Annotated in this window: 17 protein-coding genes, 1 tRNA gene, 1 rRNA gene and 1 other RNA gene; 16 read left to right on the top strand and 4 right to left on the bottom strand. The window is 36.4% G+C overall.

The genetic code is table 11. The features are described 5' to 3' along the window. The first annotated feature begins 32 nt into the window (after nucleotides 1–32). Nucleotides 33–818, top strand: coding sequence for an arylamine N-acetyltransferase family protein (locus ACA31_RS01275; RefSeq protein ID WP_057511579.1), 786 nt, complete (start codon nucleotides 33–35; stop codon nucleotides 816–818). A gap of 160 nt (nucleotides 819–978) precedes the next feature. Further along, a complete protein-coding gene (locus ACA31_RS01270; RefSeq protein ID WP_057511578.1) occupies nucleotides 979–1,938 on the top strand; it encodes a LysM peptidoglycan-binding domain-containing protein in 960 nt (319 codons plus the stop codon). Between the two features lie 157 nt (nucleotides 1,939–2,095). Here the strand turns inward: ACA31_RS01270 and ACA31_RS01265 are convergent, their stop codons facing one another. Beyond that, entirely contained in the window at nucleotides 2,096–2,365 is a 270-nt protein-coding gene (locus ACA31_RS01265) for a hypothetical protein (RefSeq protein WP_057511577.1), read from the bottom strand. A 171-nt stretch (nucleotides 2,366–2,536) separates the two neighbouring features. Between ACA31_RS01265 and ACA31_RS01260 the strand changes: the two genes are divergently transcribed. After that, a complete protein-coding gene (locus tag ACA31_RS01260) occupies nucleotides 2,537–3,388 on the top strand; it encodes a GNAT family N-acetyltransferase (protein WP_057511576.1) in 852 nt (283 codons plus the stop codon). Nucleotides 3,389–3,497: 109 nt separating this feature from the next. After that, a complete protein-coding gene (locus ACA31_RS01255; protein ID WP_057511575.1) occupies nucleotides 3,498–4,742 on the top strand; it encodes an ammonium transporter in 1,245 nt (414 codons plus the stop codon). A 65-nt stretch (nucleotides 4,743–4,807) separates the two neighbouring features. Here the strand turns inward: ACA31_RS01255 and ACA31_RS01250 are convergent, their stop codons facing one another. The 3 genes from ACA31_RS01250 to gltC all read right to left on the bottom strand — a co-directional run bounded on the left by ACA31_RS01250 (nucleotide 4,808) and on the right by gltC (nucleotide 7,684). After that, nucleotides 4,808–5,593 (bottom strand): YibE/F family protein, encoded by a 786-nt coding sequence (locus ACA31_RS01250; RefSeq protein WP_057511574.1) that lies wholly within the window; start codon nucleotides 5,591–5,593, stop codon nucleotides 4,808–4,810. Next, entirely contained in the window at nucleotides 5,590–6,702 is a 1,113-nt protein-coding gene (locus ACA31_RS01245; protein ID WP_057511573.1) for a YibE/F family protein, read from the bottom strand. Before ACA31_RS01245 ends, ACA31_RS01250 begins: the two co-directional genes overlap by 4 nt. A gap of 94 nt (nucleotides 6,703–6,796) precedes the next feature. Continuing rightward, entirely contained in the window at nucleotides 6,797–7,684 is an 888-nt protein-coding gene (gene gltC / locus ACA31_RS01240; RefSeq protein WP_057511572.1) for a glutamate biosynthesis transcriptional regulator GltC, read from the bottom strand. 137 nt (nucleotides 7,685–7,821) lie between these two features. On the opposite strand from gltC, the gene gltB reads away from it, so the two are divergent. The 12 genes from gltB to ACA31_RS01185 all read left to right on the top strand — a co-directional run bounded on the left by gltB (nucleotide 7,822) and on the right by ACA31_RS01185 (nucleotide 24,079). After that, nucleotides 7,822–12,321, top strand: coding sequence for a glutamate synthase large subunit (gene gltB, locus ACA31_RS01235; RefSeq protein WP_057511571.1), 4,500 nt, complete (start codon nucleotides 7,822–7,824; stop codon nucleotides 12,319–12,321). A 19-nt stretch (nucleotides 12,322–12,340) separates the two neighbouring features. Next, on the top strand, nucleotides 12,341–13,804 hold the full coding sequence (locus ACA31_RS01230) for a glutamate synthase subunit beta (RefSeq protein WP_057511570.1): 1,464 nt from the start codon (nucleotides 12,341–12,343) through the stop codon (nucleotides 13,802–13,804). A gap of 60 nt (nucleotides 13,805–13,864) precedes the next feature. Continuing rightward, nucleotides 13,865–13,957 (top strand) — tRNA-Ser (locus ACA31_RS01225). A 251-nt stretch (nucleotides 13,958–14,208) separates the two neighbouring features. Continuing rightward, complete coding sequence (gene treP / locus ACA31_RS01220) at nucleotides 14,209–15,636, top strand: PTS system trehalose-specific EIIBC component (RefSeq protein ID WP_057511569.1); 1,428 nt, start codon at nucleotides 14,209–14,211, stop codon at nucleotides 15,634–15,636. Nucleotides 15,637–15,727: 91 nt separating this feature from the next. Beyond that, the gene (gene treC, locus ACA31_RS01215) at nucleotides 15,728–17,362 is read left to right on the top strand and encodes an alpha,alpha-phosphotrehalase (RefSeq protein WP_057511568.1); all 1,635 of its coding nucleotides are present in this window, start codon (nucleotides 15,728–15,730) and stop codon (nucleotides 17,360–17,362) included. Nucleotides 17,363–17,390: 28 nt separating this feature from the next. After that, the gene (gene treR / locus ACA31_RS01210) at nucleotides 17,391–18,116 is read left to right on the top strand and encodes a trehalose operon repressor (RefSeq protein ID WP_057511567.1); all 726 of its coding nucleotides are present in this window, start codon (nucleotides 17,391–17,393) and stop codon (nucleotides 18,114–18,116) included. Between the two features lie 108 nt (nucleotides 18,117–18,224). Continuing rightward, nucleotides 18,225–18,494, top strand: an RNA gene (ffs, locus tag ACA31_RS13010) — signal recognition particle sRNA large type. A 191-nt stretch (nucleotides 18,495–18,685) separates the two neighbouring features. Then, a complete protein-coding gene (locus ACA31_RS01205) occupies nucleotides 18,686–19,216 on the top strand; it encodes a GNAT family N-acetyltransferase (protein WP_057511566.1) in 531 nt (176 codons plus the stop codon). 59 nt (nucleotides 19,217–19,275) lie between these two features. Beyond that, nucleotides 19,276–20,994, top strand: coding sequence for a DNA polymerase III subunit gamma/tau (gene dnaX, locus ACA31_RS01200; protein ID WP_057511565.1), 1,719 nt, complete (start codon nucleotides 19,276–19,278; stop codon nucleotides 20,992–20,994). 86 nt (nucleotides 20,995–21,080) lie between these two features. Further along, complete coding sequence (locus tag ACA31_RS01195) at nucleotides 21,081–21,398, top strand: YbaB/EbfC family nucleoid-associated protein (protein WP_002484224.1); 318 nt, start codon at nucleotides 21,081–21,083, stop codon at nucleotides 21,396–21,398. Nucleotides 21,399–21,402: 4 nt separating this feature from the next. Beyond that, the gene (gene recR, locus ACA31_RS01190; RefSeq protein ID WP_002505985.1) at nucleotides 21,403–21,999 is read left to right on the top strand and encodes a recombination mediator RecR; all 597 of its coding nucleotides are present in this window, start codon (nucleotides 21,403–21,405) and stop codon (nucleotides 21,997–21,999) included. Nucleotides 22,000–22,526: 527 nt separating this feature from the next. Beyond that, nucleotides 22,527–24,079, top strand: a 16S ribosomal RNA gene (locus ACA31_RS01185). Nucleotides 24,080–24,140 lie beyond the last annotated feature (61 nt).

The following is a 24,140-nucleotide window of genomic DNA, read 5'->3' as shown; positions in this document are numbered from 1 at the left end:
ATAGACTATCGTGTTAAAAGGAGTAATAGTAAATGACAAACTTTAAACGATTGGAAGCGTACTTAAATATTAATTCCGATTATTACAATAAAGCTGATTTAGAGACGTTGAACTATTATATTCACCAATATGTACTTTGTGTGCCATTTGAAAATATCAATGTTCAAAATAAGCAACCTATCGCACTAGATGATGAAACCATGCTTCATAAAATCATTCAAGAGCACAGAGGTGGTTTTTGCTATGAACAAAATAGATTGTTTTATAGCTTTTTAAAGGGAAAGGGTTTTGATGTTTATATGATTTCTGCAACTATTAATACCGGTGAAGGATGGGCAATGGAAGGGTCTCATATGGCTTTAATTGTACGTTTGGATTATCATAAATATCTGGTCGATGTTGGTTATGCGGATGTACCTAAGAAAGCAATGCCACTTATTGAGAATCAAAATGAAGTGAACGATGTAAATGGTACGTTTCAAGTTATACATGTTGATACGGGCACGATTGAAATGCAAAAGTATAAAAAAGATAATTGGGAAACACAATATAGAGCAATTGATACATCTAAAACACTCAAAGACTTTGCGGCGGGAATTGAATTTAATCAGCATCATGCAGACTCTATTTTTGTTAAAAAATTATTGGTTAGTAAAGCCAAAACATACGGCAGAGTTACATTATCTAATGCACATTTAACAATAGCAAAGAATGGGGAAGTTCAAAAAATGCCAGTAACTCAAAATAATTATCAAACATTACTAAGTGATTACTTTGGGATAGATGATATTCGAATTAAAACATTTGAACAGCATTAAATGAATAGGGAAGCATGGGGACATTCATATTACGTGTAATTCTTTTTTGTAATATGAATGTCATATAAATAATATACTCATGCGCAACTTTAAGTTGTATAATAATATAGTGAGCAATGAATGATAAAATGTAAAAAGAAATATTGGGAGGTTTACATAAGTGCGTAAAAAAATAATTGCAACTGTAATAGGGACAAGCGCAATAGCGGCTGTAACTTCAGTAAATGCCGATGCTGCAACAACTTATAAAGTTAAGAGCGGGGATTCCCTGTGGTCCATAGCGAATAAATATGATATTTCAATTTCAAAATTGAAATCGTTGAATAATTTGACGTCTAACGTTATTTTTCCTAACCAAACATTGAAAGTTTCTGGTTCAACAAATACATCATCAGGATCAACATATACAGTAAAATCTGGAGATACGTTATCAGGTATTGCTGCTAAAAACGGTACGACTTACCAAAAAATCATGAGTTTAAATAATTTATCAAGTACTAACATTTATCCAGGACAGAAGTTGAAGATGTCGGGAACAGCTTCAACTGGTGGTTCAAGTTCATCAGGTGTGACGAGCAGTGGCAGTACAATGACATATACAGTGAAATCAGGCGATTCATTATCAGCAATCGCTGTAAGATATGGCACGACTTACCAAAAAATCATGAGTTTAAATGGTTTATCAAATACTAATATTTATCCGGGACAGAAGTTGAAAGTTTCAGGGACGGCTGCAACTGGCGGATCAGGTTCATCTGGCTCTACGGGTTATAACACGCCGATATTCCATCATTCTAATTTGTATGACTGGGGCCAATGCACATGGCACGTATTTAACAAACGTGCGCAAATTGGTAAAGGCATTAGCACATATTGGTGGAATGCTAATAGTTGGGATACTGGTGCCGCAGCTGATGGTTATACAGTTGACCATAAGGCAACAGTGGGATCTATTTTACAATCTGACCAAGGTTATTATGGTCATGTTGCATTTGTAGAATCTATTAATTCTAACGGTAGTATTACTATTTCAGAAATGAATTACGGTGCATCGCCGGGTATTGTAACATACAGAACAATTCCTGCATCACAAGTAAGTTCATATAAATATATTCATTAATTTGAAAAGTGCGTCTGATGTATTTAAAAAGGATACGTTAGAGGCACTTTTATGTTGTTTTAAATAGAAAAATTGCCAACAGAGTGAGTATCCCTGTCGGCAGATTAATTTTATAGTAATTAGTTGTGAAACGGTTTTTACTACAGAAAATGATAGATTATGCTTCTTTACGTATAGATTGTACACGTTTAATAGTCGTGAATAATGTGCTAGCTGCTGTGAATGTTGAAAAAACTTTAACGAGTTTACGTGGTGATTTTAATGCTGTATAAAAATCAAGTACGGCACCTGCGCTGGTGATCGCCATGCTAGCGTAAAGTAATTTTTTGTTTTTTGATTGATAGGCATACCAGTTGAAGCCTTCTACGGTAATACCTACAAAATTAATTGTATTAGAAATGCGATTGATTTTTGGTTTTTTAGCCATTCTTATTGTATCCTCCATTTTGAAAGTGAATATATTTTCAATACTGTGATGTTTCTCTAAATGAGATGTTCTCGAATAATAAAATATGATAACATAAGCGCTGTTAGTTTGAAAATGGTACGATTATTTCTATATAAAATAAAAAATGAAATACGTTTGGAGTGCGTAGTTATGATTAAATGTGTTTGTTTAGTTGTTGAAGAAAATGACGAATTACTACTAGTACAAGCTAGAAATAGAGAAAAATATTATTTTCCAGGCGGTAAAATAGATGATGGTGAAACTTATAAACAAGCATTACAAAGAGAGTTGAAAGAAGAACTGCAAGTTGATGTACCGGAAAACTCGCTCATTTATATGGATACAGTTATTGGAGATGCTTATCCACAGCACAATGAACAGACAGAACTGAATTGTTTTTATACAACAGAACAAATAGATTGGTCTAATGTTGAAACTGACCAAGAAATCACAGATATAAAATGGATACATAAGCTAGAGTATAAAAAGATTGCCCCTGCAGTAGTGACTTGGGTCAATGAACAATTAGAGAATATATGTATGATTCCATATAGTGCAGAACTGGTATCAGATATTGAACAGATCACTATTAAGCCAGGAGACCATCAATTTACTAAAACACCAAAAGTGAACATTGAACTAGCGCAACGCGACTCGGAACGTCATCCTGTACTCGTATACAACCAGGGGCAACAATGTATAGGTTTTTTTACACTGCATGAAGGTGCAGGTGTAGCACCTTATTCATTAAATGAAAATGCGATGTTTTTTAGGTCTTTTAGTGTAGACGCACACTATCGAGGACGTGGTTATGGAAAACAAATTATTCAAGCATTACCAGAGTATATACATCACCATTTTCCGAATATTGATGAAATTTGTCTGGCGGTCAACGACAATAATGAAGTAGCTCAAAAATTATATCAACAGTGTCATTATAACGAAGTAGGTGAAACTTTATTAGAAGGTAGACCTGTTTATATCTTGCAACAACAAATATAATGAATTTTAAAAATGCGTCATGTAAGTTAACATACTGTGTTAATTTACATGACGCATTTTTGCTATCCACTTTGACCGGGGGTATGATTTTGGTCAAAGGAGTGATTAGATGAATATGAATGATACTTTATTTTTATTTTTGTGTACGTTACTTGTATGGCTAATGACGCCAGGGTTGAGTTTATTTTATGGTGGACTTGTACAATCTAAAAATGTGTTAAATACAGTTATGCAAAGTATGTCTGCGATTGTTGTTGTGACATTCGCGTGGGTTATTTTAGGTTTTAGTTTGAGCTTTGGTTCTGGAAATACTATTATAGGAGACTTTACATACTTGGGTTTAAAACAAGTTGGATTTAATACACAAGGTGATATTGCTACACATGTGCCTATAGCGCTTTTTATGCTGTTTCAATTAATGTTTTGTACAATTGCTGTATCGATTTTATCAGGATCAATTGCAGAAAAAATGAAGTTTATACCCTATTTAATTTTTGTGTTTTTATGGGTCGTTTTAGTTTATAGTCCAGTTGCACATTGGGTGTGGGGTGGCGGCTGGATTGATCAATTAGGTGCGATAGATTATGCAGGAGGTACAGTAGTTCACATTACGTCAGGTATATCAGGACTTGTACTAGCGGTTATGATAGGTGCAGGAAAAAACTTTGAAAAACGGCCGCCACATAATCTTATTATTACACTAATAGGTGGCATATTGGTATGGGTAGGTTGGTATGGTTTTAACGTGGGCAGTGCCTTAACTTTTAATGATATCGCGATGACTTCCTTTGTGAATACTGTACTCGCAGCAAGCGCAGGTTCACTTGGTTGGTCTGTTATGGAATATTTTATGAAAAAAACAACAAGTTTGATTGGTATGTTATCGGGAATGTTAGCTGGTTTAGTAGCAATTACACCATCTGCTGGTTTTGTAGATTACATGAGTGCAATAGTGATGGCGTTGATTGGTGGCGTTAGTTGTTATTTCGCAATTAACTATATTAAAATAAAACTAAAATATAATGATGCGTTGGATGCTTTTGGTATACATGGTATTGGTGGTATTGTCGGTGCAATTTTAACAGGTGTCTTTCAATCTCATAAAGTGAATGACGAAATTGTAAATGGATTACTTTTTGGTGGCAATATACAAACTGTTTGGGTACAATTCATTGCAGTCTTTGTGACGGTTGTTTTTAGCGGTTGCTTGACGTTTTTAATTGCAAAATTAATAATGCTATTTAGCGCTTTAGGCACAGATAAAGTTGAAGAGGTAAAAGGTTTGGATTATGTTGTCCACGGAGAACGTGCTTATTTCAGTGGAGAGTTAAATAAATTTAATAAGTTACCTTAATGGATTGAAGAAAAATAAACTAAAATCACTCATCTTGTATTGAATATTAGATGAGTGATTTTAGTTTATTTAGATGTATGATTTATAGGTGATTTCATTTTATTTTCCTTTTTGATTAATAGTGAGGATAGCAAGGCTGTAATAGGGATGCTTATAGCAACCGCAATACCTCCTAATAAAATAGAGATAAATTCTTGAGCAAATATTTTAGAATTAATGATGTGACCAAAGGAATAATTTAATTTGAAAAACCAGAAAAATAATGTGAGTTGCCCTCCAAAATAAGCAAGATAAATTGTATTAGCTGATGTGGCTAAGATCTCTCTGCCCACACGCATTCCAGAATAAAATAGTTCTTTTTGAGTTAAATCAGGGTTGGTCTCACTTAATTCATACATTGGAGAACTGATTGTAATAGCTAAATCAATGACTGCAGCAATGACTGCAAGGACTATGGTGAAGACCATGAATTTAACCATGTCTATACCGATATTCATTGAGAAAATGTACGTTTCATCTTGTTGCTCAGTTGTGAATCCTTGTAGGTTCCCGATAGATACAGAAAAGTAGATGGCAGCAATCAAGATGACTGTTGTTAGAATCGTTGCGTAAAAAGCTGCTTGTGTCTTGGTATTATAACTATTAAGTACAAATAGATTACACGCTGCGATAACGATACAAAATACTAAGGTTACAAGATAAATCGGTGCGCCAAACATAATGATAATCAAGCTTATTAATAGAATGACAAAGTTTAAAAATAATGTCAGATAAGAGATTAATCCTTTTTTACCACCAAAAATAAGCATGAGGATGAAAAGTATGATGCCTAAAATTATTATTGCACTCATTGTTTAGCACCTCGCATTTTGAACCATACTTGCATCAATAATATTGTAATAGGAATTGTTAAGACAATACCGATACCGCCTGTAATTGCCCGGGAAATTTCTAACGACCAATTCATAGAAATTGTGTAGGTAATAGTATTTGCATTTTTTAAATAAATAAGTAACATAGGTAAACTTCCAGATAAATAAGAGAAGAGTAAAATGTTGGTCATAGTCCCCATGATATCTTGACCAATATTTCGTCCAGCAAGCGCCCAACGTGTCATACTAATATTGGGTGTTCGACGTAGGATTTCAGTCATCCCACTTGCAATTGTAATGGCGACATCCATTACTGCACCAAGTGACCCAATCATTACCGATGCGAGAAAGACTTCTTTAGGTGGTAAAGTTAAGAAACTCATCGTTTCAAATTTTAAGCCTTCGCCATCAGTCATTTGAATTACGAATTGTGTTAACCCAACGGATATAAAGGTGCCAAGCAAGGTGCTAACAATAGTAATGAGCGTTCGCCATTGCCAACCAGTAACTAACAGTAAGGTTAATATAGTTGATATGATAACGCCGATACTCATTAAACTGAATAAAGTCATAATATGAAATTGGTTATAAATATAAATCGCTAGAATGACGACGGCTGTGTTAATTGCCAAAGATAAAATGGATTGAAGCCCGATTTTCCTGCCTACAAGAAGTACAGTTAATAAAAATAAACCCGTCATGGCTACTACGAGGCTATCGCGTTTTTTCTCTAAAATATATGCGCCATTTGGATGTTTATCGATATGTAGTAAGACTTTATTATTTTTAGAAAATTTTTCACTATCTGCTTGAGATTCATAATATTCGTGTGGAATCGTTGCAGTTTGATCTTCGAATTTTCCATTTAAAATTGTAAGTTTCAAGGTTTCTGTGTGTTTTATATCACTATTATGATGGTCATCCATGGTTTTAGATGTAGATTTATTTTCAATGTTTGTAATTTGAGCAATGGGTGTATCGTAAAATTTAGCGTTTACAAATGTGAAAATAAACAACCCAATAAATATGATGCAAAACAACAATAATACCCAATTGAAAGGGCGTTTAAGTAGTTTTTTGATTGGCATCGCTCTATTTCAATCCTCTCTTTATAGACAATGCGATTATACGCGTCTCATATGTTGAATTCAACGATTTATAGGTTTGCGTATAAATTTTAAATTAGTGATATGTTGTACTACGACTTAACAATTGCTCAATCATTGAAAGCATTAAGCGAATGTCATTTTTACGATTATCTTGGCGCAAAACACTACAAATTGTGCGTTTTAGCTCTGTATGTCCGAGAGAGATGTCGACCCATTTATCAGGGTTCTTCTCTAGTAGGTGATAGGAAGCTGCGATAATATATCCACGCTCTTTATTTAAAATATATTGTGCGAGTTGTGGGTGGGTAATGGTACGGATAGGTTTTACTACAATATTGGCTAATGTTTGCTTGATATGCAGAGGTAATGGGTAAAGTTCGTAAATTATTTTGTTTGAAAACTGAACAAGAGGCGGATGAGTTGCCATAGTAATTGGTGCGTCTTTAGGGGCATAGATGTGGTAGTTTTCCTCGAACAAAGCATTTACTTTTAGTTCGGAATTTTGCTTTATGTCATTTGATAAGTCAGTAAATGCAATATCGATTTGATCTGTGGTTAAAGCATTTAAAATTTCACTCTCTTCCATTAGAATAGGTTCGACAATTGAATCGCTCTGATTTTCGAAAGACTGTATTAATAGAGTGAGTACTTGTGAGATATAACTTTCAATATAACCAATACGGATTATAAAATGATTGGACTCTGATTGTTTGTGAAATAGGCGGACAGTTTCGTCCAATTGATCTATAATTTTAGTTGCTTCTGAAAATAACTGCTTTCCTTCATCAGTAAGATAAATATTGCGTCCTTCTCTATTAAATAATTTAACTTGTAATTCTTTTTCGAGGTGCGTTATTTGACGACTTATTGCAGACTGTGCAATTTCCAATTCAAGTGCAGCTTCTGATAAATGCTCTCTTTTTGCGACTTCTATAAAGTATTTTAGTTGTTTAATTTCCATTATATCCCCCCAAATTTAAAAATGTTCTAATAATTAGAATAATATCATCTATTTTATATATTGAACAGATTGATCAACTACTATATAGTTTACTTACTAATTTAATATTCAGAATTTTCGAAAAAGAGGTGAAGATCATGCTTGAATACAATAAGAAAATTGGCTTATATGATAGTCGTGAGGAACATGATGCATGTGGTATTGGCTTTTATGCCAATATGGATAACAAAAGGAACCATGATATTGTCGAAAAATCATTGGAGATGCTACGTAGGTTAGATCACCGTGGTGGTCTTGGTGCGGACAGTGTGACAGGTGATGGCGCAGGGATTATGACCGAAGTGCCCTACAATTATTTTTCAAAACAAACTGACTTTGATTTGCCTGAAGAAGGTCGATATGCTGTTGGAATGTTTTTTACAAATGAACAAATTGCAGGTTCTCAGCACGAGGCACAGTTTAATGCACACTTTGAAGCGGAAGGATTAAGTGTAATTGGTTATAGAGATGTACCTGTAGACATCAATGCAATTGCTTCACATGTTGCCGATACCATGCCTTTTATTCAACAAGTATTCGTGGCATTAAATGATGTTTCACATGTTGATCGTAAATTATTTTTAGCGCGAAAACAAATTGAAAATTATGCGAACCAGCAACTGCTAGATTTATATTTTACAAGTCTGTCGAACAGAACAATCGTATATAAAGGATGGTTGCGTTCGGATCAAATTAAGGCTTTATATCAAGATTTGAATCACGAATCTTATATTTCGAAATTAGGGCTTGTTCATTCGCGTTTCAGTACAAACACCTTTCCGAGTTGGAAACGTGCACATCCTAATAGATTACTTATGCATAACGGTGAGATCAATACGATTAAAGGTAATGTAAACTGGATGCGCGCTAGACAAGATGAGCTGATTTCGACTATTTTTGGTGACGAAAAAAACAAGGTGAAAGAAATTATTGATGAAGATGGCAGTGACTCGGCTATAGTCGATAATGCTTTAGAATTTTTATCTTTAGCTATGGAACCTGAAAGAGCAGCGATGCTCATGATTCCAGAACCTTGGTTATATAACAAAGCCAACGATGCGAATGTACGTGCTTTCTATGAGTTTTATAGTTATTTAATGGAACCATGGGATGGACCGACGATGATTTCATTTTGTAATGGGGACAAGATTGGTGCTTTAACTGATAGAAATGGCTTAAGACCAGGACGTTATACAATAACGAAAGATAATTACATTGTCTTTTCATCTGAAGTTGGCGTAGTTGATGTACCTGAAAAAAACGTTGCTTTTAAAGGTCAGTTGAATCCTGGAAAGTTATTACTCGTTGATTTCAACCAACATAAAGTGATTGAAAATAATGAGCTAAAAGCAAATATCGCAGACGAACTGCCTTATGAAAGTTGGTTAAACCAGTTTAAAGTAGATTTGGATTTAGAAAATGTGACGTATAAGTCCTCCGAGTGGGATGATGTAACATTGAATCGATTGCAAAAACAATTTGTCTATACGAAAGAAGAAATGGATAAATACATGACAGAACTGGTTGAAAACAAAAAAGATCCAATCGGTGCAATGGGTTATGACGTACCTATTGCAGTATTAAATGAAAAAAACGAAACACTTTTTAATTATTTCAAGCAACTATTCGCTCAAGTAACTAACCCACCTATTGACGCTTATCGTGAAAAAATTGTCACGAGTGAGTTAGCTTATTTAGGCAGCGAAGGAAATTTGTTAAATCCTAATGAGGATGTATTAAATAGAATTCAGCTTAAACGTCCCGTGATGACTGAAGCGCAACTTGAGGAAATTGAGCAGAGTAGATTTAACGTAAAACATCTATCAACTGTTTATAAAGATGATTTAGAAGTAGCATTAGACACTTTGGGGGGTAAAGCGATATTCGCTGTTAAAGAAGGTAGTGAAATTTTAGTATTAGATGATCGTACACTTGTAACGGAAAATGGTTATGCAATGCCTATATTGCTTGCGGTGAGTCATATTCATCAATTGCTTATCCGAGAAGGTCTACGTATGCGTACGAGTATTGTTGCTTTGTCGGGCGAAACAAGAGAAGTACATCATGTTGCATGCTTATTAGGTTATGGTGCAAATGCGGTAGTACCATATTTAGCTCAACGTACGATTGAACAATTGGTCTTTGACCAACGTTTAGAAGGGGATATTTCTGAAAATGTTCAGACCTATACACATACCTTGTCTGAGGGTGTCATCAAAGTGATGGCTAAGATGGGTATTTCTACAGTTCAAAGTTATCAAGGGGCACAGATTTTTGAAGCTGTAGGACTTTCAAATGATATTGTAGACAAATATTTTACTGGCACACAATCCAAGTTATCTGGGATAACAATGGATTTAATTGATAAAGAAAATAAAGCGAGACAAACACCTGAGAGTGAGTACATTGAATCAGGTAGTACGTTCCAATGGCGCAAACAAGGACAACATCACGCGTTTAATCCAACTTCGATACACTTATTACAACATGCATGTCGCTTAAATGATTATGAAAAATTCAAAGCATTTTCAAATGAAGTTAATCACAAGCGAACAGACCATATTCGTCATTTGATGGAATTTAAAAAGCAGGCATCAATAGATATCGATAAAGTTGAACCTACGAGTAAGATTGTACAACGCTTCAATACTGGTGCGATGAGTTATGGTTCGATTTCAGAAGAGGCACATCAAACACTTGCAGAAGCAATGAATCAAATGGGCGGTAAAAGTAATAGTGGTGAAGGTGGCGAAAATCCTGAACGTTTTGTGATAGATGAAGAAGGTAGAAATCGTTCAAGTGCTATTAAACAAGTTGCTTCAGGTCGTTTTGGAGTAACGAGTGATTATTTACAGCATGCAAAAGAAATACAAATTAAAGTTGCGCAAGGCGCTAAACCAGGGGAAGGCGGACAATTACCAGGTACGAAAGTATATCCGTGGATTGCGGAAGTAAGGGGTTCTACACCAGGTATTGGTTTAATATCACCACCGCCACATCACGATATTTATTCGATAGAAGATTTAGCACAATTAATTCACGATTTAAAAAATGCGAATAAAGATGCAAATATTACAGTTAAACTTGTCTCTAAAACAGGTGTCGGTACGATTGCGGCAGGTGTCGCGAAAGCATACGCTGATAAAATCGTAATCAGTGGCTACGATGGTGGGACAGGTGCATCACCTAAAACGAGTATTCAACATGCAGGGGTACCATGGGAAATTGGTCTATCAGAGACGCATCAAACCTTAATGATGAACGGCTTAAGATCAAGAGTGAAAGTAGAAACGGATGGCAAACTACTTACTGGTAAAGATGTCGCTTATGCATGTGCCTTAGGTGCTGAAGAATTTGGTTTTGCCACTGCGCCGTTAGTGGTTATGGGATGTATTATGATGCGCGTATGTCATAAGGATACATGTCCAGTAGGTATTGCTACACAAAATCAAGATTTACGTGCGTTATTCAATGGGAGAGCAGATCATGTAGTTAATTTCATGCATTTTGTAGCGGAAGAATTAAGAGAAATATTAGCTGAACTCGGCTTGAAATCAGTCGAGGAATTAGTAGGAAGAACGGATTTACTGCAACGCAGTAGCCAGTTATCATCGCGTCGCTCGAAAGCAGCTACGATGAATGTTGAAGCTTTATTGTATCAACATGAAGGTGCCAGATTTAATAAAATAAAACAAAATCATCATCTTGATGAAGGGTTTGATTTAACGAGATTGTATCCTGACGCACGAACGGCTATTGAAAACAGTGTAGCATTTACAGGTAAATATAAATTGAAAAATGAACAAAGAGATGTAGGTGTAATCACTGGCAGTGCAATTACTAGAATTCATGGATCTGAAGGTTTACCTGAAGATACGATTTATGCACAAACACAGGGTCATGGTGGACAAAGCTTAGCAGCATATACCCCTAATGGCTTAACGATTCATCATACAGGTGACGCAAATGATTACGTTGGCAAAGGTTTGTCTGGCGGTAAAATCATTGTGAAAGCACCGAATAAATACCGTGAAAATGAAATTATCATTGGTAACGTTTGTTTTTACGGCGCGTCTCATGGTAAAGCGTACATTAATGGCAAGGCAGGAGAGCGTTTTTGTATCCGTAATAGTGGTGTACAAGCGGTCGTAGAAGGTATTGGCGACCACGGGCTTGAATATATGACTGGTGGACGTGTGGTTATACTTGGAGATGTCGGTAAAAACTTTGGCCAAGGTATGAGTGGTGGTGTGAGCTATATTTTCCCATCAGACGTTGAAGGTTTTAAAAAAGAACATCAATTAGATAGTTTAGATTTCGATACCATTAGTGTAAAAGAAGAGCGTGAAGTTTTGAAAGATATGCTACAAGCTCATGTTAAATATACTCAGAGTATAAAAGCACAAGCTATTTTAAATGATTTTGAAAATGTGGCACAAAAAGTAGTCAAAGTAGTTCCGAAAGATTATAAATTAATGATGCAAAAAATAGAATTACAAAAACGTGATTCGAGTGAGTTAGATGAAGCTTTGTTGAATGCATTTAATGATAAACGTACAAGCTTAGCATCAGAACAACAGCAGACTGCCGTATATTAACCATAAAGGGGGATTTGTCATGGGCGAATTCAAAGGATTTATGAATTATGACAAACAACAATTAGATGAATTGTCATTGGTTGAACGTATAAGTAATCACGATGCCTTTCAACAGAGGTTTACTAAAGATGAAGCAGCAGAACAAGGTGCACGTTGTATGGATTGTGGGACGCCATTTTGCCAAACGGGCGAACCTCATGGAAAAGAAACAATCGGCTGCCCAATTGGGAACTATATCCCGGAATGGAACGATCTCGTTTATAGAAAAGATTTTAAAACAGCATATGAACGCTTGAGCGAGACAAATAACTTTCCAGAATTTACGGGGCGCGTTTGTCCTGCGCCTTGCGAACAATCGTGTGTGATGAAAATTAATCGTGAATCTGTTGCTATCAAAGGTATTGAGCGCACGATTATTGATGAAGCTTATGAAAATGGCTGGGTTAAACCAACAAGTCCTAAGCATCGTCAATCCGAAACAGTAGCAATTGTCGGCAGTGGTCCAGCTGGGTTAACAGCAGCAGATGAACTGAATAAACTAGGGTATAAAGTAATAGTATATGAACGTGCACATGAAGCGGGCGGGCTTCTAATGTATGGTATTCCTAATATGAAATTAGATAAAGATGTCGTACGTCGTAGAATTGAAGTGATGAAACAATCAGGTATCGAGTTTATGACAGATACAGAAATCGGTGTAGATGTGAGTCGTGATGAATTAAATGAACTACACGATGCAATTATACTCTGCACAGGATCACAAAATGCGAGAGATTTACCTTTAGAAGGACGTATGGGATTTGGAATTCACTTTGCAATGGATTATTTAAATGAACAAGGTCAATTTTTAAATGAAGAAATCAACGAACCTGAGATTTCAGCTAAAGGAAAAAATGTTATTGTGATTGGTGCTGGTGATACAGGTGCTGACTGTGTAGCGACAGCACTGCGTGAAAATTGTAAATCTATCGTTCAGTTTAATAAATACACAAAGCAGCCAGAAGAGATTACATTTGATGAAAACACATACTGGCCATTGGCAATGCCTGTGTTCAAGATGGATTACGCACACAAAGAATATGAGTCACGTTTTGGTTTTGAACCACGTGCATATGGTGTACAAACGATGCGTTATGATGTTGATCGTCTCGGTAATGTAAAAGGTGTTTATACTCAAATACTTGAAGAAACAGAAGATGGTATGGTCATAGTGGATGGTACAGAACGTCACTGGCCAGCAGATCTAGTCTTATTGTCTATTGGTTTTGTCGGTACAGAAACGACCGTTCCTCATGCTTTTGATATTCAAACCGCACGTAACAAAATTGTGGCTGATAATAAAGACTTTAGAACGAATCAGCCACATATATTTGCAGCGGGCGATGCGAGAAGAGGACAGAGTCTTGTGGTCTGGGCTATTCAAGAAGGAAGAGCTGTTGCAGATTCAGTAGATGCTTACTTAAAAGAAAAAGCACTTGTATAGTGCTGAAATTTTAATTGACTTTTGAAACGGGCTATAATATTATAAATAATATATTTATTTGGAGGAATACCCAAGCCCGGCTGAAGGGATCGGTCTTGAAAACCGACAGGGGCTTAACGGCCCGCGGGGGTTCGAATCCCTCTTCCTCCGCCATAATATTATAAAACTAAGACTAAAAAATAGAGTAGGCAAGTGATCAATCATGTATTGAGCGCTTGCCTTTTTTATTTGCCATTTTAAGTTGTTTTGTATTAATTAAATGAATTTACTGAACTAGAATTGAAATTATTATACAAAAACGTGAAAATAACATTGTTTTTTAAATTAGTATGAAAGCCTTTGCAAAACTTGTCTATACAAGTTATACTTTCAGTGATGTTAAAAGAAAAGGGGAGTGAATCATCATGGCAGTTAAAAAGAAAGATGTGCAAGATATAGTCAAAGCTATTGGGGGCAAAGACAACTTGGACACAGCAACGCACTGTGTAACACGTTTGCGACTTGTCTTGAAAGATGATGATAAAGTAGATAAGGATAGATTGGGTGATAACGATTTAGTAAAAGGACAATTTAAAGCTGATAATCAATATCAAATTGTCATTGGTCCAGGTACAGTCGATGAAGTTTACAAACAATTCATTGAAGAAACAGGTGTAGGTGAAGCGTCAAAAGACGACGCGAAAGCTGTAGCGGCTAAAAAAGGTAATCTGGTTCAAAGATTGATTAAATTATTGGGGGATATATTTATTCCAATTTTACCGGCAATTGTTACTGCTGGTTTACTTATGGGGATTAATAATTTACTTACGATGGAAGGGCTATTTGGTCCTAAACCGTTAGTAGAACAATTTCCTCAACTTGGAGATATTTCTAATATTATCAATGTAATTGCAAGTACAGCATTCATATTTTTACCGGCATTAATCGGTTGGAGTAGTATGCGTGTGTTTGGTGGGAGTCAAATACTTGGTCTAGTATTGGGATTAATTCTAATGAATCCACAACTAGCTTCACAATACGATATTGCTAGTGGTAATATTCCTACTTGGGATATTTTCGGTTTAGAAATTAAGCAATTGAACTATGAAGGACAAGTGTTGCCGATTTTACTTGCAGCTTATGTATTAGCACAAATTGAGAAATTCTTAAATAAATATATTCATGATTCAATTAAAATGTTAGTGGTAGGGCCAGTGGCGTTATTGATTACAGGTTTCTTAGCATTTATAGTCATTGGTCCAGTTGCATTATGGCTTGGTACGGGAATTACAGAAGGCGTGACATTTGTCTTTGAACATGCTGGCTGGTTAGGTGGCGCACTCTATGGTTTGTTCTATGCACCACTCGTTATTACAGGTTTACATCATATGTTCTTAGCAGTAGATTTCCAATTAATGGGAAGTAGCCTTGGTGGCACATACCTATGGCCGATTCTTGCAATCTCTAACATTTGTCAAGGTTCAGCAGCATTTGGCGCATGGTTTATCTATAGAAGACGTAAAATGGGAAAAGAACAAGGTCTTGCTATGACTTCAGGTATTTCAGGTTTCTTAGGTGTAACAGAACCAGCATTATTCGGGGTGAACTTACCACTAAAATACCCATTTATAGCAGCGATTTCAACATCTTGTGTGATAGGTGGTATTATAGGTGCAAGTCGTGTGCTTGGTAGTGTAGGCGTAGGTGGCGTGCCTGCTATTATTTCTATCCAAAAGGATTTCTGGTTAATTTATGCTATTTGTACCCTTTTAGCAATTGTGGTACCAGCAATTTTAACTGTTGTTCTATCAAGATTTAGTAAAGAAGAAACAAAAGAAATGGTTGAAAAATAATCTGAGTTATATAGATAAGTACAATTAAACTCGCTAAAATTGATTAGCGAGTTTCTTTTTGAAAACACTAAAAGAAAAGGTGGTAATTGTTATGGCACATCATGATTGGAGAAAATCAGTTGTTTATCAAATTTATCCAAAATCATTTAATGACACAACAGGTAGTGGCGAAGGTGATTTACAAGGTATTATTGAAAAATTAGATTATTTACAATATCTAGGTGTGGATTACATTTGGTTAACGCCAGTATATGAATCGCCAATGAACGATAATGGCTATGATATTAGTAACTATTACAAAATTAATGAAAAATTTGGAACAATAGAAGATCTTGAAACCCTAGTAAATGAAGCACATAGACGTGATTTAAAAGTCATGATGGATATTGTAATTAATCATACCTCTACAAAACATGAGTGGTTTAAGGAAGCATATGCAGATAAAGAAAGTCCTTTTAGAGATTATTACTTCTTCAGAAGATCAGCTGATAATCAACCGCCGACAAACTGGGAGTCAAAATTCGGCGGCAATGCTTGGAAATATGATGAAAAAACAGATGAATATTATTTGCATCTATTTGACGTAACTCAAGCTGATTTAAATTGGGATAATCCTGAGGTACGAGATGCTTTATATGACATCGTTAACCACTGGATTGATTTTGGTGTAGATGGATTTAGGTTTGATGTGCTTAACTTGATTTCTAAAGGTGAGTTTAAAGACTCTGAAAAAATTGGTAAAGAATTTTATACAGACGGCCCGAACGTACATGAGTATTTAAATGAAATGAATCGTCGTACTTTTGGAGATAAAGGCATAATGACGGTTGGCGAAATGTCTTCAACTACAATAGATCATTGTATTAAATATACAAGTACTGAGCGCCAAGAATTAAGTAGTGTCTTTAATTTCCACCATTTAAAAGTAGACTACGGCGATGGCGAAAAATGGACAAACGCTAAATTAGATTTCCATAAATTAAAAGATATACTTATGGAATGGCAACTCGGTATTTATGAAGGCGGCGGTTGGAACGCGATATTCTGGTGTAACCATGATCAGCCACGGGTTGTTTCACGTTTTGGTGATGATTCGTCTGAACCAATGCGCAAACAAAGTGGTAAGATGTTAGCGATTTGTTTGCATATGTTACAAGGCACGCCTTATATTTTCCAAGGTGAAGAAATTGGCATGACAAATCCGAAGTTCAAAACAATCGATCAATATCGTGATGTTGAATCTTTAAATGCTTATCAAAATATGAAAGCTGCAGGCTATAAAGAGGAAGAAATCATTACTATATTAGGACAAAAATCGCGTGACACTTCAAGAACACCAGTTCAATGGACTGATGCAGAGAATGCTGGCTTTACTACAGGCACACCTTGGATTGATATCCCAAATAATTTTGATAAAATTAATGTTGAAGCGGCTATTAAAGATGAAACATCTATATTGCACACTTATAGACATTTGATTCAATTACGTCATGAACACGATATTATTACGTATGGTAGTATAGAACCATTATACATGGAGCATGGTGAGTTATTTGTTTATAAACGTCATTATAATGGTGAAACATGGCTTGTTATTGCAAACTTTTCAAATGAACAAGTATCAATTCCAGAAGACTTAGTTATTGATGGAGAAATTATTATTCAATGCGGCGAAGTAACAAATGAATTAATTGATGGATTTGGCGCAATTGTAATTGCACAATAATTTATAAAAGGGCAGTGAGTAATCGCGTATGACACTGAAAAAATTTATTACGATATATGAAACAATACGTACAGACATCATAGAGTCACGCATATCGTATGGCGCTCAATTGCCATCTGAGCATGAATTAGTAGAAACCTATAGCGCCTCACGTGAAACAGTACGTAAAGCACTAAACTTATTAGTGAGAGATGGTATGATTCAAAAGATACGCGGTAAAGGTTCTGTTGTTATCTATCAAGGATTAACAGAGTTTCCTTTTGCGGATTTAACCAGTTTTAGAGAAGTTCAACAAGGATTAGGGTTGCGACATGAAACTGACGTCAAGGTGCTTAAAAAGATAACTGCAGGTGAAGTACCGAAAGTGCAAAAGGCATTGAATGTTCGACAAGAAACAGTATTGTGGCATATTGTTCGAATTAGGAAAATAGAAAATAGAGTGAAGATTATAGATGAAGACTACTTAATAGAAGCAATTGTTCCGAACCTTACTTCGGAGATTGCTAAAGCATCACTATATGAATATATAGAAGATATATTAGGATTAGAAATTAGTTACTCTAATAAGTCGATTACGTTTGAAAGCTTCGGAGAAATAGAAAAAGAAATATTTGGCGATGTAGTTCCGCCGTATACGGCAACAGTTCGAGGTATTGTACATTTGAAAGACACTACAATATTCCAATATAATGTTTCGAAACACTTAGCTACAGAGTTTAAATTCAATGATTTTTCTAGACGCCATAAAAGGTAAAATGAGTTATCATAAAATGACTATAATGTGAATTATATAATCAAGATATAGTGTTTAGGATAGGTTATACTTGCAATCAGTTGTTAAGTTATAGTATGATATATTTTGCCGTGCTAAGTGGGGAGGTAGCGGTTCCCTGTACTCGAAATCCGCTTTACGCGAGACTGAATTCCTTTGCTAAGGGTGTGTTTTTGTGAAGTCTGCCCAAAGCACGTAGTGTTTGAAGATCTCGGTCCTATGCAATATGAACCCACGAACCATGTCAGGTCCTGACGGAAGCAGCATTAAGTGGATTATCGTATGTGCCGTAGGGTTGCCGGGATTTAGCTAACGACTTTGGTTACGTTTATGATACACATTCGAAGTGAAGGTGCACGGTTTTAAATTTTCAAATAATGAAATAAACTTATATAAATACTGAGCGACGTATCTTTTGATAGCAGTCGCTCTTTTTTTATATTAAAATATAAGGAATACTTTGATAGGATAATGGTATCATTTAAAACTTGTCATAAAGCCGGTGTTGTTGAATCAAAGTTTTAAAATTAAACGCTGCATGGGGGATATCAATGCAAATATACTTAAGTACTTTAACTGAAAATGATTATGATACAAGTTTAGAAACAATAAAATCTGCGTTTGAAGATGTCGCTGAGTCACAGCATGATGAGCAAGCGTTAGTTGTGAAATTGAGAAAAACTTTAGAATATAACTATGAACTAGAAGTTGTAGCTAAAAATGACGATGGTGAAGTTATCGGTCATATTATGTTATCAGAAATTCAAATCGTTAATGAAGAAACAAGTTTCACTGCATTAGCATTAGCACCACTCTCTGTTTTAACAACATATAGAAACATGGGATTGGGAAAGGCACTCACGCAAGCAGCAGAAGAACGAGCAAAAGCGCAAGGTTATACTACAATTATTGTCCTAGGGGAACCAGAGTATTTCGGAAAATTAGGTTATGAAGAAATGGAACAATACAATATATATAGCCCATTTGATTTACCTTCAAAAAAATTTATGGTCAAATTCCTTTGGGAACAACTAACAGAGCAACCTAATGGGAAAGTGGTTTATCCAGAATCTTTTAATTGATATTCAAAGTATAAAGTACAATGCTATAATAGTTGATGAATGCTATTGGAGGTGCGAAAGTGAATTATCAAGCTTTATATAGAATGTTCCGACCGCAAAGCTTTGGAGATGTTGTGGGTCAGGAGCATGTAACTAAGACACTACGTAATGCGATTGCTAAAAGTAAACAATCCCATGCTTATATATTTAGCGGACCTAGAGGGACAGGTAAAACGAGTATTGCAAAAGTATTCGCAAAAGCCATAAACTGCCTTGAACGTACCGATGGTGAACCTTGTAATAAATGTGCAATATGTAAGGGTATCACGCGTGGAACGAATTCAGATGTCATTGAAATTGATGCTGCAAGTAATAACGGTGTAGATGAGATAAGAAACATTAGAGATAAAGTTAAATATGCACCTAGTGAATCGAAATTCAAAGTATATATTATAGATGAGGTACACATGCTAACAACGGGTGCTTTTAACGCGTTGCTTAAAACATTAGAAGAGCCACCAGCACATGCAATATTTATATTAGCGACAACAGAACCTCACAAAATACCTCCGACGATTATTTCAAGATCACAAAGGTTTGATTTTAAAGCGATTAGTGAAGATGAAATTGTTGAACGCTTAAAGTTTGTAGCGAACTCACAAGAAATTGAATACGATACTGCTGCATTGAAATTTATTGCGAAGGCATCAGAAGGCGGTATGCGTGATGCGTTAAGTATCATGGATCAAGCTATTGCTTTTGGAGATGAGCATCTCACGTTACAAGATGCACTGAACGTAACTGGTAGTGTAGATGCCAATGCTTTAAATGAATTGCTTAAAGAAGTAGTTCAAGGTGATGTAAAAAACGCTTTTTCAACTTACCACCAATTCATAGCACAAGGGAAAGAAGTCAATCGTTTGATTAACGATATGATTTACTTTGTGAGAGATACGATTATGAATAAGACATCTAATGGAGAAACTGAATATGATGCATTAATGCATTTTGATTTAGATGTTCTTTACAAAATGATTGATATCATCAATGATACGCTTGTTTCGATTCGATTCAGTGTAAACCAAAGTGTACATTTCGAAGTATTACTAGTTAAAATCGCTGAAATGATAAAAGAAAAACCCGAGAGTGTTCAAACTGTAGTGACTACAGGTATTGCAACAGAACCTAACAATGATGTTCTGTTGCAAAGAATGGAACAGTTAGAAAATGAATTGAAGACAATAAAAGCGCAAGGTGTGACTGCTAGTAACACGCCTCAACAGACTAAACGAACTACCAACAAAGGTGGGCAGTCTAAGAACGCTTTTTCTATGCAACAGATTGCTAAAGTATTGGATAAAGCCAATAAAGATGATATTAAACAATTGAAAGACCATTGGGAAGAGGTTATTAATCACGCGAAAGGCAATGATATGAAATCATTAGTGAGTCTCTTGCAAAATTCAGAACCTGTTGCAGCAAGTGAAACGCATGTTCTGATTAAGTTTGAAGAAGAAATACACTGCGAAATTGTTAATAAAGATGATGAAAAACGGGAAAATATTGAGAATGTTGTTTGTAAAATCATCGACAAAACAGTCAAAGTTGTAGGTGTACCTGCCGATCAATGGATGAGAGTTAGAACAGAGTATCTACAAAATAGAAAAAGCAGCACCTCAACAGAAGGTGAAAGTAATAGCCAACCTTCTACTCCAGAAGTAGCGGAAGAAGTTGATGTTGTTCAAAAAGCTAAAGATTTATTTGGCGAAAGTACTGTAAATGTAATAGATGAAGAGTGATACATGACAATGAATAAAAAGGCATGTATAATGAAACGAAAGAATAACCATAAAAATGATATAGAAGATTCAAGGAGGAAAAATTTATGCGCGGTGGCGGAAATATGCAACAAATGATGAAACAAATGCAAAAAATGCAAAAGAAAATGGGCGAAGAGCAAGAGAAATTAAAAGAAGAAAAAGTTCAAGGTACAGCTGGCGGTGGCATGGTTACTGTAACAGTATCAGGCCATAAAGAAGTACTAGATGTAGAAATAAAAGAAGAAGCTGTAGATCCAGACGATATTGAAATGTTACAAGACTTAGTGATTGCTGCAACGAATGAAGCAATGAATAAAGCTGATGAACTTACACAAGAACGCTTAGGCAAGCACACTCAAGGCTTAAACATTCCTGGAATGTGATCATATGCACTATCCTGAACCGATTTCGAAACTTATTGACAGTTTCATGAAACTGCCAGGCATTGGGCCAAAGACAGCTCAACGTCTGGCGTTTCATGTATTAGATATGAAAGAAGACGATGTTGTCCAATTTGCCAAATCTTTAGTGGATGTTAAACGAGAACTTACCTATTGTAGTGAGTGTGGACATATAACTGAACAAGATCCATGTTATATTTGCCAAGATAAACAGAGAGATCGCACAATCATTTGTGTAGTTGAAGATGATAAAGATGTTATTGCTATGGAGAAGATGCGTGAATATAAAGGTTTATATCACGTCTTACATGGTTCTATTTCTCCAATGGATGGTATTGGACCAGAAGATATCAATATACCAAGTTTAATTAATCGTTTGAAAGATGAAGAAGTTAAAGAACTTATCTTAGCGATGAACCCAAACTTAGAAGGTGAATCTACAGCAATGTATATCTCGAGATTAGTAAAACCAATTGGTGTTACTGTAACGAGATTAGCTCAAGGTCTTTCTGTAGGTGGCGATTTAGAATATGCTGATGAAGTTACATTATCGAAAGCGATTATGGGCCGAACAGAGATGTAGTACGCTATTAAACATATATATGAACGATTAAAGCTACCTATATAGGTAGCTTTAATTATTTGTAAACAAAATTAAAAAAGGTAAAAGAATTTAAAGTACGCATAACAAGGGGTTTTCTATATTTTTAAGGTGCTTTTAGATATTTATTAAGCATAAAACGAACTTTAATAAGAATAAATGTAATAAAGTATGTTTATTAATGCCCATAGGTTATTGTGAGAGGGTTAGAGTGTAAATTTTACAGTTGTTAAAAGGATTTTATGCGTGTATAGTATTACTAGTAGAGCGAAACAACACGACAAACACAAAAAGAAATACGAAACACAACGAAAATTAATTTTAAAAAGTTCTTGACTTTCTGAGTCATAACCTGTATAATTAAGTCTTGTGATTAAGAAATGAACATTGAAAACTGAATTGCAATATGTCAACGTTAATTCCGAACGCAACATTAAATTGTTGGTTCAAACGTGTTAGAGATAACACACAAATTAGTATTTTATGAGCTAATCAAACATCATAATTCATTTATGGAGAGTTTGATCCTGGCTCAGGATGAACGCTGGCGGCGTGCCTAATACATGCAAGTCGAGCGAACGGATAAGGAGCTTGCTCCTTTGAAGTTAGCGGCGGACGGGTGAGTAACACGTGGGTAACCTACCTATAAGACTGGAATAACTTCGGGAAACCGGAGCTAATGCCGGATAACATTTGGAACCGCATGGTTCTAAAGTAAAAGATGGTTTTGCTATCACTTATAGATGGACCCGCGCCGTATTAGCTAGTTGGTAAGGTAATGGCTTACCAAGGCGACGATACGTAGCCGACCTGAGAGGGTGATCGGCCACACTGGAACTGAGACACGGTCCAGACTCCTACGGGAGGCAGCAGTAGGGAATCTTCCGCAATGGACGAAAGTCTGACGGAGCAACGCCGCGTGAGTGATGAAGGTTTTCGGATCGTAAAACTCTGTTATTAGGGAAGAACAAATGTGTAAGTAACTGTGCACATCTTGACGGTACCTAATCAGAAAGCCACGGCTAACTACGTGCCAGCAGCCGCGGTAATACGTAGGTGGCAAGCGTTATCCGGAATTATTGGGCGTAAAGCGCGCGTAGGCGGTTTCTTAAGTCTGATGTGAAAGCCCACGGCTCAACCGTGGAGGGTCATTGGAAACTGGGAAACTTGAGTACAGAAGAGGAAAGTGGAATTCCATGTGTAGCGGTGAAATGCGCAGAGATATGGAGGAACACCAGTGGCGAAGGCGACTTTCTGGTCTGTAACTGACGCTGATGTGCGAAAGCGTGGGGATCAAACAGGATTAGATACCCTGGTAGTCCACGCCGTAAACGATGAGTGCTAAGTGTTAGGGGGTTTCCGCCCCTTAGTGCTGCAGCTAACGCATTAAGCACTCCGCCTGGGGAGTACGACCGCAAGGTTGAAACTCAAAGGAATTGACGGGGACCCGCACAAGCGGTGGAGCATGTGGTTTAATTCGAAGCAACGCGAAGAACCTTACCAAATCTTGACATCCTTTGAAAACTCTAGAGATAGAGCCTTCCCCTTCGGGGGACAAAGTGACAGGTGGTGCATGGTTGTCGTCAGCTCGTGTCGTGAGATGTTGGGTTAAGTCCCGCAACGAGCGCAACCCTTAAACTTAGTTGCCAGCATTTAGTTGGGCACTCTAGGTTGACTGCCGGTGACAAACCGGAGGAAGGTGGGGATGACGTCAAATCATCATGCCCCTTATGATTTGGGCTACACACGTGCTACAATGGACAATACAAAGGGCAGCTAAACCGCGAGGTCATGCAAATCCCATAAAGTTGTTCTCAGTTCGGATTGTAGTCTGCAACTCGACTACATGAAGCTGGAATCGCTAGTAATCGTAGATCAGCATGCTACGGTGAATACGTTCCCGGGTCTTGTACACACCGCCCGTCACACCACGAGAGTTTGTAACACCCGAAGCCGGTGGAGTAACCATTTATGGAGCTAGCCGTCGAAGGTGGGACAAATGATTGGGGTGAAGTCGTAACAAGGTAGCCGTATCGGAAGGTGCGGCTGGATCACCTCCTTTCTAAGGATATATTCGGAACATCTTCCTTGAGAAGATGAGAAGGAATGACATTGACATATTG

Source organism: Staphylococcus sp. NAM3COL9 (assembly GCF_001431205.1).
Lineage (GTDB): Bacteria > Bacillota > Bacilli > Staphylococcales > Staphylococcaceae > Staphylococcus.
The sequence above is the reverse complement of the archived record's forward strand: the minus strand, read 5'-3'. Positions and strand labels throughout refer to the sequence as shown.

Excerpts from the sequence above, each read along its gene's own strand:
- treC (WP_057511568.1), top strand. The coding sequence starts at position 15,728 with ATGGCACATCATGATTGGAGAAAATCAGTTGTTTATCAAATTTATCCA.
- ACA31_RS01205 (WP_057511566.1), top strand. The coding sequence starts at position 18,686 with ATGCAAATATACTTAAGTACTTTAACTGAAAATGATTATGATACAAGT.
- treP (WP_057511569.1), top strand. The coding sequence starts at position 14,209 with ATGGCAGTTAAAAAGAAAGATGTGCAAGATATAGTCAAAGCTATTGGG.
- ACA31_RS01245 (WP_057511573.1), bottom strand. The coding sequence starts at position 6,702 with ATGCCAATCAAAAAACTACTTAAACGCCCTTTCAATTGGGTATTATTG.
- ACA31_RS01275 (WP_057511579.1), top strand. The coding sequence starts at position 33 with ATGACAAACTTTAAACGATTGGAAGCGTACTTAAATATTAATTCCGAT.
- gltB (WP_057511571.1), top strand. The coding sequence starts at position 7,822 with ATGCTTGAATACAATAAGAAAATTGGCTTATATGATAGTCGTGAGGAA.
- ACA31_RS01250 (WP_057511574.1), bottom strand. The coding sequence starts at position 5,593 with ATGAGTGCAATAATAATTTTAGGCATCATACTTTTCATCCTCATGCTT.
- ACA31_RS01230 (WP_057511570.1), top strand. The coding sequence starts at position 12,341 with ATGGGCGAATTCAAAGGATTTATGAATTATGACAAACAACAATTAGAT.
- ACA31_RS01265 (WP_057511577.1), bottom strand. The coding sequence starts at position 2,365 with ATGGCTAAAAAACCAAAAATCAATCGCATTTCTAATACAATTAATTTT.
- ACA31_RS01195 (WP_002484224.1), top strand. The coding sequence starts at position 21,081 with ATGCGCGGTGGCGGAAATATGCAACAAATGATGAAACAAATGCAAAAA.
- gltC (WP_057511572.1), bottom strand. The coding sequence starts at position 7,684 with ATGGAAATTAAACAACTAAAATACTTTATAGAAGTCGCAAAAAGAGAG.
- treR (WP_057511567.1), top strand. The coding sequence starts at position 17,391 with ATGACACTGAAAAAATTTATTACGATATATGAAACAATACGTACAGAC.
- recR (WP_002505985.1), top strand. The coding sequence starts at position 21,403 with ATGCACTATCCTGAACCGATTTCGAAACTTATTGACAGTTTCATGAAA.
- ACA31_RS01255 (WP_057511575.1), top strand. The coding sequence starts at position 3,498 with ATGAATATGAATGATACTTTATTTTTATTTTTGTGTACGTTACTTGTA.
- ACA31_RS01260 (WP_057511576.1), top strand. The coding sequence starts at position 2,537 with ATGATTAAATGTGTTTGTTTAGTTGTTGAAGAAAATGACGAATTACTA.